General features: G+C 73.9%; 15 protein-coding genes and 2 pseudogenes. 12 read left to right on the top strand and 5 right to left on the bottom strand.

Annotated features, from left to right (window positions below; genetic code table 11):
- Position 1 precedes the first annotated feature (1 nt).
- Complete coding sequence (locus tag OG594_RS01320; protein ID WP_266594673.1) at positions 2 to 931, bottom strand: TetR/AcrR family transcriptional regulator C-terminal domain-containing protein; 930 nt, start codon at positions 929 to 931, stop codon at positions 2 to 4.
- Positions 932 to 1,037: 106 nt separating this feature from the next.
- Here OG594_RS01320 and OG594_RS01315 point away from each other — a divergent pair, with 106 nt between their 5' ends.
- Together OG594_RS01315 and OG594_RS01310 are read left to right on the top strand one after the other, a co-directional pair.
- Positions 1,038 to 2,933, top strand: a complete 1,896-nt coding sequence (locus tag OG594_RS01315; RefSeq protein ID WP_266594672.1) for a C1 family peptidase — start codon at positions 1,038 to 1,040, stop codon at positions 2,931 to 2,933.
- 15 nt (positions 2,934 to 2,948) lie between these two features.
- Positions 2,949 to 3,290 (top strand): hypothetical protein, encoded by a 342-nt coding sequence (locus OG594_RS01310; protein ID WP_266594671.1) that lies wholly within the window; start codon positions 2,949 to 2,951, stop codon positions 3,288 to 3,290.
- On the opposite strand, the gene OG594_RS01305 is transcribed toward OG594_RS01310, so the two are convergent.
- A complete protein-coding gene (locus OG594_RS01305) occupies positions 3,274 to 4,455 on the bottom strand; it encodes a DUF418 domain-containing protein (protein WP_266594670.1) in 1,182 nt (393 codons plus the stop codon). The genes OG594_RS01310 and OG594_RS01305 overlap by 17 nt on opposite strands.
- Before the next feature lie 206 nt (positions 4,456 to 4,661).
- On the opposite strand from OG594_RS01305, the gene OG594_RS01300 reads away from it, so the two are divergent.
- The 3 genes from OG594_RS01300 to OG594_RS01290 are packed head-to-tail and all read left to right on the top strand — an operon-like array spanning position 4,662 to position 7,825.
- Complete coding sequence (locus tag OG594_RS01300) at positions 4,662 to 5,312, top strand: GntR family transcriptional regulator (protein ID WP_266594669.1); 651 nt, start codon at positions 4,662 to 4,664, stop codon at positions 5,310 to 5,312.
- Between the two features lie 32 nt (positions 5,313 to 5,344).
- Positions 5,345 to 6,754, top strand: coding sequence for a nitrate/nitrite transporter (locus tag OG594_RS01295; RefSeq protein ID WP_266594668.1), 1,410 nt, complete (start codon positions 5,345 to 5,347; stop codon positions 6,752 to 6,754).
- Between the two features lie 51 nt (positions 6,755 to 6,805).
- On the top strand, positions 6,806 to 7,825 hold the full coding sequence (locus OG594_RS01290; protein ID WP_266594667.1) for a helix-turn-helix domain-containing protein: 1,020 nt from the start codon (positions 6,806 to 6,808) through the stop codon (positions 7,823 to 7,825).
- Here OG594_RS01290 and OG594_RS01285 read toward each other — a convergent pair.
- The gene (locus OG594_RS01285; protein ID WP_266594666.1) at positions 7,815 to 8,645 is read right to left on the bottom strand and encodes a maleylpyruvate isomerase family mycothiol-dependent enzyme; all 831 of its coding nucleotides are present in this window, start codon (positions 8,643 to 8,645) and stop codon (positions 7,815 to 7,817) included. The genes OG594_RS01290 and OG594_RS01285 overlap by 11 nt on opposite strands.
- Before the next feature lie 149 nt (positions 8,646 to 8,794).
- Here OG594_RS01285 and OG594_RS01280 point away from each other — a divergent pair, with 149 nt between their 5' ends.
- Together OG594_RS01280 and OG594_RS01275 are read left to right on the top strand one after the other, a co-directional pair.
- A complete protein-coding gene (locus tag OG594_RS01280; RefSeq protein ID WP_266594665.1) occupies positions 8,795 to 9,574 on the top strand; it encodes a carbon-nitrogen family hydrolase in 780 nt (259 codons plus the stop codon).
- Between the two features lie 99 nt (positions 9,575 to 9,673).
- Positions 9,674 to 9,988, top strand: a complete 315-nt coding sequence (locus tag OG594_RS01275; protein ID WP_266594664.1) for a hypothetical protein — start codon at positions 9,674 to 9,676, stop codon at positions 9,986 to 9,988.
- On the opposite strand, the pseudogene OG594_RS01270 reads toward OG594_RS01275, so the two are convergent.
- Positions 9,960 to 10,395: pseudogene (locus tag OG594_RS01270) on the bottom strand (hypothetical protein). The gene OG594_RS01275 and the pseudogene OG594_RS01270 overlap by 29 nt on opposite strands.
- 32 nt (positions 10,396 to 10,427) lie before the next feature.
- Between OG594_RS01270 and OG594_RS01265 the strand changes: the two are divergent.
- Positions 10,428 to 11,240 (top strand): hypothetical protein, encoded by an 813-nt coding sequence (locus OG594_RS01265; RefSeq protein ID WP_266594663.1) that lies wholly within the window; start codon positions 10,428 to 10,430, stop codon positions 11,238 to 11,240.
- Between the two features lie 28 nt (positions 11,241 to 11,268).
- Positions 11,269 to 11,796, top strand: a complete 528-nt coding sequence (locus OG594_RS01260) for a DUF4240 domain-containing protein (protein WP_266594662.1) — start codon at positions 11,269 to 11,271, stop codon at positions 11,794 to 11,796.
- Positions 11,797 to 11,890: 94 nt separating this feature from the next.
- Here OG594_RS01260 and OG594_RS01255 read toward each other — a convergent pair whose 3' ends face one another.
- Complete coding sequence (locus OG594_RS01255; protein ID WP_266594661.1) at positions 11,891 to 12,496, bottom strand: TetR/AcrR family transcriptional regulator; 606 nt, start codon at positions 12,494 to 12,496, stop codon at positions 11,891 to 11,893.
- Positions 12,497 to 12,586: 90 nt separating this feature from the next.
- On the opposite strand from OG594_RS01255, the pseudogene abc-f reads away from it, so the two are divergent.
- From abc-f to OG594_RS01240, 3 genes and pseudogenes are all read left to right on the top strand, one after another.
- Positions 12,587 to 14,182 (top strand): annotated as a pseudogene (gene abc-f, locus OG594_RS01250) (ribosomal protection-like ABC-F family protein); the annotation flags it as partial.
- Entirely contained in the window at positions 14,179 to 14,559 is a 381-nt protein-coding gene (locus tag OG594_RS01245) for a hypothetical protein (protein ID WP_266594660.1), read from the top strand. The pseudogene abc-f and the gene OG594_RS01245, both read left to right, overlap by 4 nt.
- Positions 14,560 to 14,648: 89 nt before the next feature.
- Complete coding sequence (locus tag OG594_RS01240; protein ID WP_266594659.1) at positions 14,649 to 16,490, top strand: NHL domain-containing thioredoxin family protein; 1,842 nt, start codon at positions 14,649 to 14,651, stop codon at positions 16,488 to 16,490.
- Positions 16,491 to 16,507 lie beyond the last annotated feature (17 nt).

The raw sequence follows: 16,507 nt of genomic DNA, 5'->3' as shown, positions 1-16,507 counted from the left end.
CTCAGCCCTCGACGACGGGGGTCAGGCCGTCCAGGAGGGCTCCCAGACCGAGGTCGAAGAGCGCGTCGAGCCGCAGGTCGTAGCCGTCCTCGAAGGATCCGACCACCTTGGCGAAGGTCGGGAAGCGGCCGGAGTCCACCAGCTCCTGGAGGACGGGGGCGCGGCTGTCCATCCACTGGTCCTCCGACTGGCCCGTGGCGGCTTCGGCGTCGGCCTCCAACTCCAGGTGGACCGCCAGGCCTTGTACGTGGCTGTAGAGCAGGACGTGGATGTCGAAGAGGGTGGTGGGGTCGAGTCCGTGGCCGTCGAGGGCGCTCAGCATCCACTCGCCGTGGACCAGCAGGTTGGGCAGGAGCAACGGGCGGGTGAGGGGGCTGATCCGGGCCAGCCAGGGGTGCTTGCGGTACAGGCCCCACAGGGTGCGGGCACCCACCTCGACGCGCGTCCGCCAGTCCTGGGGGACGTCGGCGTCGGCGTCGCCGTGGGCGTCGGCGGGGAGGGCCTCGCCGAACGCGGCGTCGGCCATGAGCAGGACGAGGTCCTCCTTGCTCGGTACGTACCGGTAGGTGGACATCGCCGCGACGCCGAGCCGGGCCGCGACACCGCGCATGGAGAGCGCCGCGAGTCCTTCGGCGTCGGCGATCTCGACGGCGGCGCGGACGATCCGGTCGAGGGTCAGCTCCGGCTCGGTGTCCGGCGCGGGCGAGGGGCGCTTGCGGGCCGGTGCGGCGGCGGGGGCGCTCCCGGCGACGACCGTGCCGATCCGGGGGCGGGCCTCGACCAGGCCTTCCAGGCGCAGGGTGGTCAGCGCCTTGGTGGCGGTGGCGAGCGCGACGCCCCATTGCGCGGCGATCTGCCGGGTGGAGGGGACCCGGTCCGCCCGGCGACCCGTGCCGTTGCGGCCGGGCCCGCGGGCCCCGCGGCACGGCACGCCCCCTCGTGCCCCCGCGCGACCGTGCGGACCCCCTTGACGCCCCCGGGCGCCGGGGAGACGCTCCCGGGTCTTGGATCTGAACGGTTGCAGCTGGGGGGCCGCTATGCCGGAGGAGTCTGTCCAGTCGGTGGGCGAGTTGCGTGCGCAGCTCGTCGCGCAGGGGGCGCGCTGGTCGGTCCTGGAGCACCTCGCCGACGAGGAGCCCGTGCCGCGGCCTTCGCTCGGTCTGGAGCCCGGGGCGAACCTGACCACCGCCGAGGACGCGGGGGTGATCGACCTCCCGGGGACGATCGGCCGCGCGAGCGGCAATCCGCACCTGACCCGGCGCCGCGCCGCCCACGGACTGCTGCCCGGGGTCCGGGGGACGGCCGCTCCGGCCCGGCCCGCCGCCGTCGACTGGCGCAGCCGCTGGGGCTGGCCGTGGATCACCAAGGTGAAGGACCAGAACCCGTGCGGTTCCTGCTGGGCCTTCGGCGCCACCGGCCTGGTGGAGTCCATGGCCCGGATCGAGCACGACGTATGGGCGGAGCGCTCGGAGGGGGACGTCCACGACGGCCTGCGCTTCACCTGCGGCCAGGGCAGCAATCCGGAGACCGCCCTCGACTGGATCAAGGCGAACGGCGGGCTCGCGGACCCGGACTGCTGGCCGTACAGCACCCCGCCCGCCGGTCTGCCGGCAGCCCGCCGCGACGCCTGGCGCGCCGAGTACACGCCCAGCTGGGACCGGTCCGGCCGGACCGTTCGGATCACCGACTACGTCCGGCTCGGCGACGTGGAGCAGCAGAAGGTCTGGCTGGACACGGTCGGCCCGCTGACCGCCTGCTTCGACGTGTACGACGACTTCTTCGGCCTCGGCTCCGGCGTGTACCACCGTACGAGCGACCATCTCGCGGGCGGCCACTGCGTGTTGATCGTCGGCTACGACGACGCGGCCGGCTGCTGGCTGTTCAAGAACTCCTGGGGGACGGGCTACCACGTCGGCGGCTACGGCCGGATCGCCTACGGCGAGGTCAACATCGACTACTGGGCCAAGTGCGGCCTGCGCGGCACCAACCCCGACCCGTGGACCAAGCGCCGCCTGCACACCGGCAACGTCTACGAGAGCGGCAACGGCCGCGCCCACCGCAACTTCGAGCTGCTCGCCACCGCCCCCGGAGACCGCCTCCAGCACTGGTGGCGCGAGGGCGATTCCCCGTTCGCCTGGGCCCGCGCGGGCACCTTCGCCGCCGACGCCTCCGGCCAGCCCGCCTTCACCGGCACCACCTACAACCGCAACATGGAGTCCCTGCACGTGACCACCGGCGGCCGGCTGCGCCACTGGTACTACGAGCAGTCCGGCGGGGCCTGGCGCGACGGCGGCGTCTTCGGGCCGGGCGACGCGGCCGTCGGTTCGACCCCGGCGTTCATCCAGAGCGACTACGGCAAGCCGGGCAACTTCGAGGTCGTCGTCCGGACCGCCGACGGCCGCCTGAACCACTGGTGGCGGATCAACGGCGCCCCCTGGACCTGGAACGACGGCGGCCGGTTCGCCTCCGGCATCGCCCACTACGGGCCCGCCCTCGTCCAGACCCGCGGTCGCCACCTCGACCTCGTCGCCACCCGCACCGACGGCCGCATGCAGCTGTGGTGGCGCGACGATCCGAACGGCTTCACCTGGCGGGCCGGGGAGATCTTCGGCAGCGGTACGGCGGCCGTCTCCGCGCCCTGCCTGATCGAGGGGCAGTTCGGGGCCGCGGACGAGGACACCGCCGGGAACTACGAGCTGTGCGTGGCCGTCGCCGGCGGCCGCGTGGAGCACTGGTGGCGCGGCAACGCGGGCGGCTCGCCCTGGCGGCGCAGCGCGGTCTTCGGGCACGACGTCGCCTCCGTCACCGGGATGCTCCAGGGCAGTTTCGGGTTCAACCTGGAAGTCATCGTCCTGCGCACCGACCGCCGGCTCCAGCACTACTGGCGCGACGGCGCGGGCTGGCACGAGGGGTCGGTGATCGGCCCCGTCTGAGAGGACCGGGCGGGCGTGGAGGTACGGAGCATCGTGCTGGGCCCGGACGAGTCGTACGAGCTGCGGCTCACCGGGCGCGGTGCGCGCGGGTACGTGTGGACCTGGCAGGTCACCGGCGACGTGGACGCGGTGACGGTGGCGGAGGCCCCCGGGGTCGGGGCCGGGGTCGGGGCCGGCGGGGCGGCCCCGCTGCCGGGTGCCCCGGTGGAGCGGACCTACGCGGTCCGGGCCCGGCCCCCGGGCGGGAGCCGGGCCCGGATCCGCTTCGCGCAGGTCCGGCCGCCCTACCCGGACGAGGCGCCCTACGACGAGTTCGTCCTGGACGTGGAGGTGGCGGCGGTCACCGGCGGCTCTTGAGGACCGTGCGCTGTACGGCTTCCAGGGGGCCGTGGTCGAAGCGGCGCAGCCACAGCCACGATCCGGCGGCCAGGGCCAGGCTCACGCCGGCCCACAGGCCCATCACCCACCAGGGGCCGCTGCCGCCGAGCCGTTCGGCGAGGCCCAGCCCGATGCCGTAGCAGAGCAGCATGCAGAGCAGGTTCTGGGCGACGTAGCAGGACAGGGCGGTGCGGCCGACGGAGCCGAGGGCGCGGCTCACCGGGGCCGGGATCCACCGCCGGTCGAGGGCGATGCCGATCAGGCCGATGTAGCCGAGGGCGAGCAGCGGCGCGGCGCCGTAGCGGCCCAGGAGGTAGAAGTCGGAGCCGCCGAGGGTGGTCGCGGCGTTCAGCGGCAGCCCGAGGCCCAGGCCCCAGGCGGCCGCCCGGGCCCGGATGCGGCGGCCTTCGGCGGTGGTGGTGAAGGCGCCCGCGCGGTGCAGCCGCACGCCGAGGAGGAAGAGGAACACGAGCAGCCCGAAGGAGAAGACCGGCTCGATGCGCAGCGCGAGGAAGTGTTCCAGGCGGAAGGCGATCTGGGCCGGATAGCTGCCGTGGGCGTACAGCTCGACGGCGGCCGGGTCAGGGCTCTTCGGGGCGCCGGCGGGCCGGCCCAGTGCGTCGAGCGTCGCCAGGGAGACCAGCGCCAGGTGCAGCCCGCCGGCCGTCCACATGGCCACCGTGCGCACCTTCTCGGAGCGGGCCAGCAGCCAGGCGACGAGGAGGGCGGTCACGGCGTACCCCATGAGCACGTCCCAGGCGAAGACGAGCACGAAGTGGACCGTGCCCTCGACGAAGAGGAAGGCGGCGCGGCGCGGGTAGCGGCCGGGCCAGGGGTCGCCGCGGCGGGCGGCGGAGTCGAACTGGATGGCCAGACCCACCCCGAACAGGACCGTCAGCAGGGCCAGGAACTTGCCGTCCGCGAGGAAGCGGAAGACGCTCTCGGCGAGGTGGGCCGCGGAGGGGTCGGCGATCGGGTCGGGCAGCTTCAGACCGCCCTGGAGCACCCCCCACTCCGAGCCGGGCGAGGTGAAGATCCAGACGTTGGTCATGAGCGTGCCGAGGATCGCGGCGCCGCGCAGGACGTCCAGGAGCGGGAGCCGCGCGGTCTTCGGTACCGCCGGGGCGAGCAGGGTGTCGGCCATGACTTCAGCGTCCCGGCGCGCGGGGCCCCGTACGTCCTGCGGGCGGACGAAGGCGCGCTACATCCTTCGATGCAGCGGGAGGCCCGCGGACCACACCCGGGGTCCCGCCCGGGGTTCCCGCCCGGCGCCGGGGGTCCCTGCCCGGTGCCGGGTCCACATCCTGGACCCGGCCGGGCCCCCGCCCCTGTTGTATCTATCCTGTGCGCATGCCCGCCCCCGCCACTGCCGTGACCGCCGCCGACCGCGTCTACCAGCACGTCAAGCAGGGGGTGCTCGACCGCCGTTACGAAGGCGGAACCCTGCTCACCGAGGGCGAACTGGCCGCCGCCGTGGGAGTGTCCCGTACGCCCGTCCGCGAGGCGCTGCTGCGGCTGGAGACCGAGGGGCTGCTGAAGCTGTACCCGAAGAAGGGCGCCCTGGTCCTCCAGGTCTCCGCGCAGGAGATCACCGACGTCCTCGAAACGCGGCTGCTGGTCGAGGAGTTCACCGTGCGCAGGGCCGTGCCGGCCCCACCGGGCCTGCTGGACCGGCTCGCCGCCCTGCTCGACGAACAGCGCCGGCACGCCGACGAGGGCGACCTCGCCGCGATGATGGCCGCCGACCGCGGCTTCCACGCCGAGATCGTGCGCAGCGCCGGGAACCAGATCCTGTGCCGGCTCTACGACCAACTGCGCGACCGGCAGCTGCGGATGGGCGTGGCCCTGCTGCACGCCCACCCCGAACGGCTGGACCGCACCCTCGCCGAGCACGCGGAGATCCTGGCCGCGCTGCGCGCCGGGGACGCGGACGCGGCGGCCGCGGCGGTCCGCGGGCACATCGGCCGGGTCGAGGCCCTGGTGCGGGGGCCGGGCCGGTGAACGGGCCGGTGAAGGGGCCGGTGAAGGGGCCGGTGAACGCCCCTCCCGTCAGGGCCGACCTCCCCGCCGACCCGCCGGGCGGCAGGAGGGCCGTCGCCGTGTGGGGCATCGGCGTCGCCGTCTACTTCGTGGCGGTGATCTTCCGTACCAGCCTGGGCGTGGCCGGCCTGGACGCCGCCGACCGCTTCCAGGTCAATGCTTCGGCGCTGGCCACCTTCTCCCTCCTCCAGCTGCTGGTCTACGCGGGCATGCAGATACCGGTGGGACTGATGGTCGACCGGCTCGGCACCAAGCGGGTGCTGACCCTGGGCGCGGTGCTCTTCACCGCCGGCCAGCTCGGCTTCGCGCTGTCGCCCTCCTACGGGACGGCGCTCGCCGCGCGGGCGCTGCTGGGCTGCGGCGACGCGATGACCTTCATATCGGTGCTGCGGCTCGGCACCCGCTGGTTCCCGGCCCGGCGCGGGCCGCTGATGGCGCAGTTGGCCGGGCTGGTCGGCATGGCGGGCAACCTCGTCTCCACCCTCGTCCTCGCCCCGGTCCTGCACGGGGTCGGCTGGACCGCCGCCTTCGCGGGCAGCGCGGTGGCGGGGCTGGTGGTCCTGGTGCCGCTGGTGCTGTTCCTGCGGGACCACCCCGAGGGGTACGGGCCCGCGCCGCGCGCCGCCGCGGCTCCGGGCGCCCCGGGGGCCCCGGGGGGCTTCGTACGCCGCCAGATCCGGGAGTCCTGGGCCGAACCCGGCACCCGGCTCGGCCTGTGGGTGCACTTCACCACGCAGTTCCCCGCCATGGTCTTCCTGCTGCTGTGGGGCATGCCCTTCCTGGTCGAGGCGCAGGGGCTGCCGCGGACCACCGCGGGCGGGCTGCTGACGCTGGTCGTCGCCTCGAACATGGTGCTCGGCCTGGTCTACGGCCAGGTCGTCGGCCGCCGCCAGTCCGCGCGGATCCCGCTCGCCCTGGGCACGGTCGGCCTCACCGCCCTGCTGTGGGCGTCGGTCCTCGCCCATCCGGGAGAGCGCGCGCCGATGTGGCTGCTGGTCACCCTGTGCCTGGTCCTGGGCGGGTGCGGACCGGCGTCGATGATCGGGTTCGACTTCGCCCGCCCGGCCAACCCGGCGGAGCGCCAGGGCACCGCCTCCGGCATCACGAACATGGGCGGCTTCATCGCGTCCATGACCACCCTGCTGACGGTCGGCATCCTGCTGGACGCCACCGGCGACGACTACCGCATCGCCTTCTCCACGGTCTTCTTCCTCCAAGCGGTGGGCGTGATCAGCATCCTGCGCCTGCGCCCCCTGGCCCTGGCCCGCGAGGCCGCCCGGGGCCGCGTCACCGTCCCCGCGCAGGAACTGGAGCCGGAGCCGGAACCGGAGCCAGGGCCGGAACCGGAGCCGGTGTCCCGTGCGTGTCCCCTCCCGGAAACAGCAGGGCGCGAGGCGCCGTAGGTCCGCCGCCGTCCCCCGGGAGAGCGGTGTCGGGAGGGGGATCCGCCGGAGATGTGGACGAAACTGTCCGCAGGCACCGTGCCGACGGTGGAGAGGTTCGACTGGTTCACGGACGTCATATCCAACTCGCTGATGCCCACCGCGCTCAGGAGCGAACGCTCCGCCGACTTCCAGGCGGAGGCGGCGGTCCTGGACCTGGGCGCCGTGCAGGTCTCCTCCTTCGAGTACTCCCACGTGCGCTCGCGCCGCACCCCCGCACTGATCCGCCGCGCGGACCCGGAGCAGTACCAACTCTCGCTGCTGACCCGCGGCCGGATGTGGATGTCCCAGCGCGGCAGCGACGCGGAGCTCGCCCCCGGGGACATGATCCTCTGGGACACCTCGCACCCCTTCGAGGCCGACTGCCGACCGGGCGAAGGCACCCTCCGGGCGCTGGTCGTCCAGCTACCGAAGACCGTGCTGCCGCTGCGCGCCGGCCGGATCGATCCGCTGCTCGGCCACCGCATCGGCGCGGAGAGCGGTCTGGGGGCCGTGCTGGCGGGGTTCATCGCCTCGCTCGGACGGCACGGCTCCGACTGCGGGCCGCAAGAGCTGCGCCACCTCGGCACGGCCACGATCGAGTTGGCCGCCGCCTGCCTCGCCGAACGCCTCGACGTCTACGGGGAGCTGCCCGCCGAGGTCCGCGCCCGCGCCCTGCGCGAGCGGATCGACACCTTCATCGAGGACGGCCTCGGGGACCCGGCGCTCACCCCCGGCCTGATCGCCGCCGCCCACGGCATCTCCGTGCGCGCCCTGCACGTGCTCTTCCGCGAGGGCCCGGAGAGCGTCGCGGCCGTCGTCCGGCGCCGCCGCCTGGAGCGCTGCCGCGCGGACCTGGCCCGCCCCGAGCTGGCCGGACTGCCCGTCCACGAGATCGGCGCCCGCTGGTGCTTCACCAATGCCGCGGCCTTCAGCCGTGCCTTCCGGGACGCGTACGCGATCAGCCCCACCGAGTTCCGCCGCACGGCCGCCCGGGCCACCCGGCTGGACGGTGCGGCCCCGGCCCGCCCCGGCCCGGGCCCTACGGGGTGACGGAGAACTGCGTGAGGATGGCGTCCGCCAGTTCCACGTCGCCCTCCACCTTCACCCGGTCCGCCACGGTGTGCGCCCGGACCCGGCCCGCCGCCAGGCGGACGTACGTCTCCCAGTCCAGCGTCAGGGTGACCGCCGGACCCAGCGACGGCGACTTGTCCACCGTGCCGCGGCCGTCCGCGTCCACCCGTACCGTCCGCATGAACTCCAGCTGCCCGTGGACGTCGATGACCACCGCCGAGTTCGCCGGCGCGCCCGCCCGCTTGGCCACCACCTTCGGCAGGCCGGCCAGCAGGAGGTCCCGCGCCACGTAGGCGCCCGGCGAGTCCCAGTTCCCCGGTGTCCCCAGTGCCGCCCGCAGGTCCTGCTCGTGGATCCACACGTCGAAGGCCCGCAGCCGCAGCGCCTGCTCCAGCGTCACCTGGTCACCGAGCGGCCCGCGGACCATCGTGGCCGGATCCCGCTTCTCGTTCCGCAGCTGCCGGGAGCGCCGGATCACCGTGTACTCCAGCTCCGAGGTCATTTCCGGTGCGGTGTGGTGGCGCCGCACGTCGACCTGCACCTCCATGTACCGGCTGAATTCGTCCACCACGTGCCGCAGGTCCCGTGCCACGGTGTGGATCGGCCGCGGGTCGCCGAGCTGCTCGCACTCGATGCCGATGATGTGTGAGACGACATCACGGACCGACCAGCCGGGACACGGCGTCGCCCGGTTCCACTCGCCCTCCGTCAGCGGGAGGACCAACTCGGATATCGCCTCGATGGAGTGCGTCCAGGCGTCGGCATAGGGCTGGAGGGCGGGATGCGGCTGGACGGTCAACGGGACCCCTCGCGGTGCTGTTCAATGGCGCGTTTCGGAAGCGGTGGACTCAGTTTCCAAAACTACGCTGCCGGTGAGCACGCCGGCAGTGCTTTCGTGTGACGATCGTAGGCCCGAGTTGACGGCTTGAACGCCAGGACGGTGGTAGTGTGCGCGCCTCGCTGATCCAAATCGCAGTGAACGAGGGCGAGTCGGTGTCTTCCCGACGCGTCCGGGTGGCCGAACTCGTACGGGAGCAGACGGGCTCCGATCTGGTCGTCCTGCCTGAGCTGTGGCCGGTCGGCGCGTTCGCCTACGAGCAGTTCGAGACCGAGGCCGAACCGCTGGACGGTCCGACCTACGAGGCCATGTCGAAGGCGGCGCGCGACGCCGGTGTCTGGCTGCACGCGGGTTCGGTCGTGGAGCGCGCCGGCGACGGCTCCCTCTACAACACCGCCCTCGTCCTCTCCCCGACGGGCGAGCTCGCCGCCACGTACCGGAAGATCCACCGCTTCGGCTTCGACCAGGGCGAGGCGGTGCTGATGTCGGCCGGGGACTCCCTGACCACGGTGACCCTGCCGGAGCAGACCCTGGGCATCGCCACCTGCTACGACCTGCGCTTTCCGGAGCTGTTCCGCGGCCTGGTCGACGCCGGGGCCACCACGATGGTCGTCGCGGCGGGCTGGCCCGCCCGCCGCCGCTCGCACTGGACCCTGCTGGCCCGGGCGCGCGCCGTGGAGGACCAGTCCTACGTCCTGGCGTGCGGGACGGCCGGCACCCACGCCGGCGTGGAGCAGGCCGGGCACAGCCTGGTGGTCGACCCGTGGGGCGAGGTCCTGGCCGAGGCGGGCCCCGGCGAGGAGGTCCTCACCGTGGACCTGGACCCGGCCAAGGTCCCCGACACCCGCTCCCAGTTCCCGGCCCTGAAGGACCGCCGCCTGGGCCGCTGACGCCGGCCCGGAAATCCCGGTTGGCGCCGGGGTTTCCGGGCAGACGAGGGGGACGGGCGGCGCCGGCCGCCGGGGACGCGAGGAAGAGGCGGGTACGCCGTGACCAACGACGCAGAGGCCGTGCTGGAGGCCGCCCTGGAGCCGCACGAGCCCTCCGCCGCGGAGGTCGAGGCCCGCCGGCGGGTCCGGGCGCGGGCCATCGGGATGACCCACCACGCGGCGCAGGCCGCCCTGGAGGCCGTGCTGGCGGGCGCGGGCGACGACCTGGAGTCCGCCGACGCCGCCGTCCGCGCCGAGGCCGCGGAGTGGCAGCGCATCACCGACCTCCTGCTCGACCACGGAGGCCCGTACGCACCGGACGCCGACGCCTACGTCCAGGGTCAGCTCACGGCCCGGGAACACCATGGGGACTGACCCCGCCCTCCGGCTCCTTCTCCGCCCACCGGATCACGCACACCGCGACCGCGTCCTCCCGGACCACGTCCACCGCGTACGTTTCGCGCAGGCGGTACCACTGCCGCGAGACCAGCGCGAGCAGCTCCCCCTCGTACTCGAGTGGCCCCGCACCAGCGAGAGCCGCTTGCGGCGGATCACCGCGAGCCGCCCTTTCCCCCCGGCTACTGCTGGGAGGTGCCCCCGCGCTCCAGGGTCATCGCGTCCCGCAAGGTGATCAGGACCAGCCCGTCCGGATCCTTCGCCTCCCGCGTGTCCCGGAAGCGCAGCGCCTTCCCGTCGACCGGGAACGCGTGCCGGCCGTCCTCGTCCTCGATCCAGTGGTCGTCCCCGATGGCCGGCATTTTGTCCCGTACGAGGCATTTCATGCGCTGATCAGTGCCCGCGATAGGTTGCCCTCATGCCCCTGCTCTACGTGACCGACCTGGCGTACCCCGCACGCGGCCGCCGCTACTGCGACGAGGACATATTCCTCACGTCCCGGCTGCGCGCCGAATTCGACCTGGCCCTGTGCCATCCCGCGGACGCGGAGGCCATGCTGCCGCTCGGATTCGACGCGGTGATCGTCCGCAACAGCGGGCCGGTCCTGCACTACCAGGAGGCCTACGACTCCTTCCGCGCGGCCGCCCTCGCCGCCGGGGCCCGCGTCTACAACCCGCTCACCGGCCGTGCCGACATGGCGGGCAAGCAGTACCTCCTCGACCTGACGGCCGCCGGCTACCCGGTCATCCCGACGGTCGACGACCCCGCCCGACTGGCGGAACTGCCGCAGGTGCCGCAGTACGCGGTCAAGCCGAAGCAGGGCGCCGATTCCATCGGCCTCACCTTCACCGCGACACCGGACGGGCCGGCCGGGGCCGTGCTGATCCAGCCGCGCATCGACTTCACGTACGAGGTCTCCTTCTACTTCGTCGACGACGCCTTCCAGTACGCGCTGTACGCCCCCGATCCGGACCGGCGCTGGGAGCTGGAGCTCTACGCCCCGACCGGGGCGGACCTGGCCTTCGCCCGCTCCTTCGTCGACTGGAACACCCTCGACCACGGCATCCAGCGCGTCGACGCCTGCCGGGCGCCGTCCGGCGAACTGCTCCTGGTCGAACTGGAGGACCTGAACCCGTACTTGTCCCTGGACCTCGTCCCGGCGCCGGTGCAGGACGCCTTCGTCGGCGCGCTCACAAGATCCCTCCACACCTTCCTCAGCACCACCGCCTGATGTCAGACCCGGCTGCCAGGCTTTCCCCATGGACAAGCAGACGTTCTGGAAGCTGATCGAGACGGCCCGCGCCGACGCGGAACCGCAGGAGGTGGCTCCGCGCGCGGCGGAGCTCCTCGCGGACCGGGCGGCGACGGAGATCGCCGCGTCCCAGCAGGTGCTGTGGGACCTGCTGGCGGAGTCCTACCGGGCGCCGCTCTGGGCCGCGGCCTACGTGATCAACGGGGGCTGCTCGGACGACGGCTTCGACTACTTCCGCGGCTGGCTCCTCACCCAGGGCCGGGAGGTCTTCGAGACGGCCCTGGCCGACCCCGACTCCCTGGCCGCGCACCCCGCGGTCCGCGAGGCCGCGGAGCGGGGCCTGGAGCTGGAGGACGAGTCCGCCCTCTCCATCGCCTGGACCGCCTACGAGGCCGGCACCGGCCGCGAACTGCCCGCGGACTCCTGCACGATCAGCTACCCGGCCCTGGACCCGTCCTGGGACTTCGATTTCGGCGACACCGACGAGATAGCGGCCCGACTGCCCCGCCTGAGCGCCCTCTTCGACTACGCGTAGCGGTACGGGAGGGCGGCGGCGAGCCGCGTGGTGCCGGTGGCGTCGCGAACGCTCGGCAGCGTGCTGGCCGTCGCCCCCCCCGCACGCCCACCGGCTAGGGACCGCTGAAGGCGCCGGCCCGGGCCGCCAGTGCGGCGGTGCGGGCCGCGGCGGCCGGGAGGTGCGGGTCCGGAGCCGTGCCCAGCAGGACCAGCTCGTGGTACATCGGTGCGGTCGCCGCGACCAGCAGCTCCCGGCCGCGGGTGTCCGGCGGGAGTTCGCCCCGCTCCTCGGCGCGCACCGCGACCACCGCGCAGCGCGCGTACCGGTCCTCCCAGAAGGCCCGCAGCGCCCGCGCGGCCTGCGCCGAGCGGAACGACGCGGCGATCAGTGCCGTGGTCAGCGGGGGATCGGCGGCGACCCCGGCCAGGATCTCCTCGTTCAGTGCCGTCAGATCGCCCTCCAACGTTCCGGTGTCCGCCGGCTCCCAGGCGTCGTCGGCCGCCGCGTCCAGGAGATCGGCCAGCAGCCCGCCGACGTCCCGCCAGCGGCGGTAGACGGTGGTGCGGTGGACGCCGGCCCGCTCGGCCACGGCGTCGACGGTGAGCGAGTCGTACCCGTGCTCGACCAGTTGAGCCCCGGTGGCCTCCAGGACCTGGGCGCGGACCCGGGCGCTGCGGCCCCCGGGACGTGAACCACTTGCGGGTGTGGTGGATGACATGCCAACATTCTAACGCAACAGTTGTCGCCTTAGGGAGTCCTCACGCACCCCACGACCGGAACCACCCGACCCACTCGACCCACCTGCCTCACCCAGCTCACCCTCCGCACCGTCACCAAGTCCTATGACGGCCGCCTCGTCCTCGACGCCGTCACCTGCTCCCTCTTACCCGGCGAACGCACCGGGATCATCGGCGAGAACGGCTCGGGCAAGTCCACGCTGCTCCGCCTCCTGGCCGGCCTCGAAACCCCTGACCAGGGCACCGTCACCGTCCGCGCCGCCGGCGCCATCGGCCACCTGGCCCAGGAGGAACACCTCCCCGGCCACCTCACCGTCCAGGACGTCATCGACCGCGGCCTCGCGGACCTGCGCACCATCGAGGCCCGGATGCGCGAACTGGAACGGGCCATGACCGAAGGCGACGAGAGCGGCCTGCCGGAGTACGGCGACCTCCTCACCGCCTTCGAACTGCGCGGCGGCTACGACGCCGACGCCCGACTGGAACGCTCCCTGCACGGCCTGGGCCTGGTCGCACTGGACCGCGACCGCCCCGTCGGAGGGCTCTCCGGCGGTGAGCAGGTCCGGCTGCGCCTGGCCGCCCTGCTGGCGGCCTCCCCCGAAGTCCTGCTGCTCGACGAACCCACCAACCACCTCGACGACACGGCCCTGACCTGGCTGGAGGAGCACCTGCGGGGCCGGGCCGGCACCACCGTCGCCGTCTCCCACGACCGGACCTTCCTCGACCGCGTGACCACCACCCTCGTCGAGGTCGACGCCGACACCCGCACGCTCACCCGCTACGGCGGCGGCTACGCCGGCTACCTCGCGGAGAAGGCCGCCGAACGCGCCCGCCGCGCCCAGGCCCACGAGGAGTGGCGCGCCGAGACCGAGCGGCTGCGCGAGACCGCCGCCACCACCGCACGGCGCGTGGCACCGGGGCGGGCCATGAAGGACGGCAACAAGATGGCGTACGACCGGGCCGCCGGACGCGTCCAGCAGTCCCTGGCCAGCCGGGTCCGAGGCGCGCAGGAACGGTTGCGCCGTCTGCTGGCCGAGCCGGTCCCGGCTCCCGCAGCACCGCTGCGGTTCACCGCCGTGCTGCGGACGGCAGGGACCGCGCCCGGCCCGGTGCTCGACGCCCGCGGCATCGCCGTCCACGGCCGCCTGCACCCGCTCGACCTCGCCCTCGCGGCGGGCGACCGGCTCCTGGTCACCGGACCGAACGGGGCCGGCAAGAGCACCCTGCTCCGCGTCCTCGCCGGTGCACTCGCCCCCGACAGCGGCCTGATCACCCGCCGGGGCCGCACGGGCTACCTGCCGCAGCAGCCCGATCCGGGCCCGGCGCACCGCACCGCCCGCGAGGTCTTCGGCCCCGAGGGCACCGAACGCCTGCTCTCCGTCGGGTTGTTCGCGGCCGACCGGCTCGACACCCCCGTCGGGAAGCTCTCCACCGGGCAACGCCAACGGCTCGCGCTGGCCCGCCTGGTGGCGCAGCCGGCCGACGTACTGCTGCTCGACGAGCCGACGAACCACCTGTCGCTCGCGCTGGCGGAGGACCTGGAATCCGCCCTCGACCACTACCCGGGGGCCCTGGTCGTCGTCAGCCACGACCGGCGGCTGCTCGACCGCTGGCGCGGCGCCCGCCTCGACCTCACCGCCCCCGCACCCCTGCAAGGAGCCCTGTGACGAACGCCCCCACCACGATCCCCGTGGCCGCCCCCGGCGAGGGCCCCTACGCGCTGGCCGCCGGACCCGACGGCGCCCTGTGGACCACCCTGGTCCACGCGGGCGCCCTCGCCCGGATCACCACCGCGGGCGAGGTCACCGAGTACCCGCTGCCCGACCCCGGCTGCCGCCCGCACGCCATCACGGCCGGCCCGGACGGCCGCTGCTGGTTCACCGAGTGGGGCACGAACCGGGTGGGTGCGATCGGACCCGACGGCCGGGTCGAGGAACACGTCCTGCCGGCATCCGGATCGGAGCCCCACGGCCTCGCCTTCGGCCCGGACGGCCTCCTGTACGTGGCCCTGGAGACGGGCCAGGTGATCCGCCTGACCCCCTAGGCCCCGTCGTCAAAGCCCCGTCGGGCCCGCTGCTCCCCGTGCCGCATGCGCGTGACCCGGTGTTCATACCCGGATGGCAAGCTTGAAGCATGAACGATGCCGCCCCGGCGCCCACCCCCGCGCCCGCGCCCCGCCGTGCCCGTGTCCGTGCCCCCGAGCTGATCGGCAAGGGCGGCTGGCTGAACACCGGTGGGAAGGACCTGAGCCTCGCCGACCTGCGAGGACGCATAGCGATCCTCGATTTTTGGACCTTCTGCTGCATCAACTGCCTGCACGTCCTCGACGAGCTGCGCGAGCTGGAGGAGAAGCACCGCGACACCGTCGTGATCATCGGCGTGCACTCCCCGAAGTTCGTGCACGAGGCCGAGCACGCCGCCGTCGTCGATGCCGTCGAGCGGTACCAGGTGCACCATCCCGTGCTCGACGATCCCGAGCTCGCGACCTGGAAGCAGTACGCCGTACGCGCCTGGCCCACGCTCGTCGTGATCGACCCCGAGGGGTACATCGTCGCCCAGCACGCCGGTGAGGGGCACGCGCACGCCCTCGCCCGCCTGGTCGAGGAGCTGGAGGCCGAGCACGAGGCCAAGGGCACGCTGCGGCGCGGCGACGGGCCGTACGTGGCGCCCGAGCCGGTGGCCGGCGCCCTGCGCTTCCCCGGGAAGGCACTGCTGCTGCCGTCCGGGAACCTGCTGGTCTCCGACTCCACCCGGCACCAGCTCGTGGAGCTGGCCGCCGACGGCGAGAGCGTCGTGCGCCGCATCGGCAGCGGCGAGCGCGGCTTCGCCGGGGACAGCTTCAGCGAGCCGCAGGGCCTCGCGCTGCTGCCCGACGGCAAGGTCGTCGTCGCCGACACCGTCAACCACGCGCTGCGCACCTACGACCCGGCCACCGGGCACGTGGAGACCGTCGCCGGGACCGGCCGGCAGTGGTGGCAGGGGTCGCCGACCTCCGGGCCGGCGCTGGAGGTGGACCTGTCCTCGCCGTGGGACGTGGCCTGGTGGCAGGGCCGGGTCTGGATCGCCATGGCCGGTGTGCACCAGCTGTGGACCTGGGACCCGGAGGCCGGCACCGTCGAGGTCGCGGCCGGTACGACCAACGAGGGGCTGCTCGACGGGCCGGCCGCCGAGGCCTGGTTCGCCCAGCCCTCGGGGCTCGCTGCCGCCGGGGACCGGCTGTGGATCGCCGACTCCGAGACCAGCGCCCTGCGCTACGTGGAAGCGGCCGACGAGGGGTACGTGATCAAGTCCGCCGTCGGCACCGGGCTGTTCGACTTCGGGCACCGGGACGGCGACGCCGCCCAGGCCCTGCTCCAGCACCCGCTCGGCGTGACCGCCCTGCCCGACGGCTCGGTCGCGGTGTCCGACACGTACAACCACGCGCTGCGCCGCTACGACCCGGCCACCGGCCAGGTCTCGACCCTCGCGACCGACCTGCGCGAGCCCAGCGACGCCGTGCTGGTGGGCGAGGACATCGTGGTCGTCGAGTCGGCCCGGCACCGGCTGACCCGGCTGCGCCTCCCGGAGGAGGCGGTCCGGGTGGACGCGGTCGCCCACCGTACGCAGCGGGCCGCCACCGAGGTGGCGCCCGGCACGCTCCGCCTCGACGTGGTCTTCCAGGCGCCGGTCGGGCAGAAGCTCGACACCCGCTACGGGCCCTCCACCCGGCTGCTCGTCTCCTCGACCCCGCCCGAGCTGCTGGCGGGCGGCGAGGGCGCGGGGACCGACCTGTTCCGGGAGCTCGCGCTGAACCCGGACGTCACCGAGGGCGTCCTGCACGTCTCGGCGATGGCGGCGTCCTGCGACGACGACCCCGCCAACGAGTACCCGGCCTGCCACGTCCACCAGCAGGACTGGGGCGTGCCGGTCCGCGTCACCGCCGACGGCGCCGCCCGGCTGCCCCTCGTCCTCGCCGGGATGGACGCCGAGGGCTAGACCGAGCGCCAGTCGGG

This window comes from Streptomyces sp. NBC_01214 (assembly GCF_026340975.1).
In the GTDB taxonomy this organism is placed as follows: Bacteria; Actinomycetota; Actinomycetes; order Streptomycetales; family Streptomycetaceae; genus Streptomyces.
This window is presented reverse-complemented; position numbering and strand designations above follow the sequence as displayed.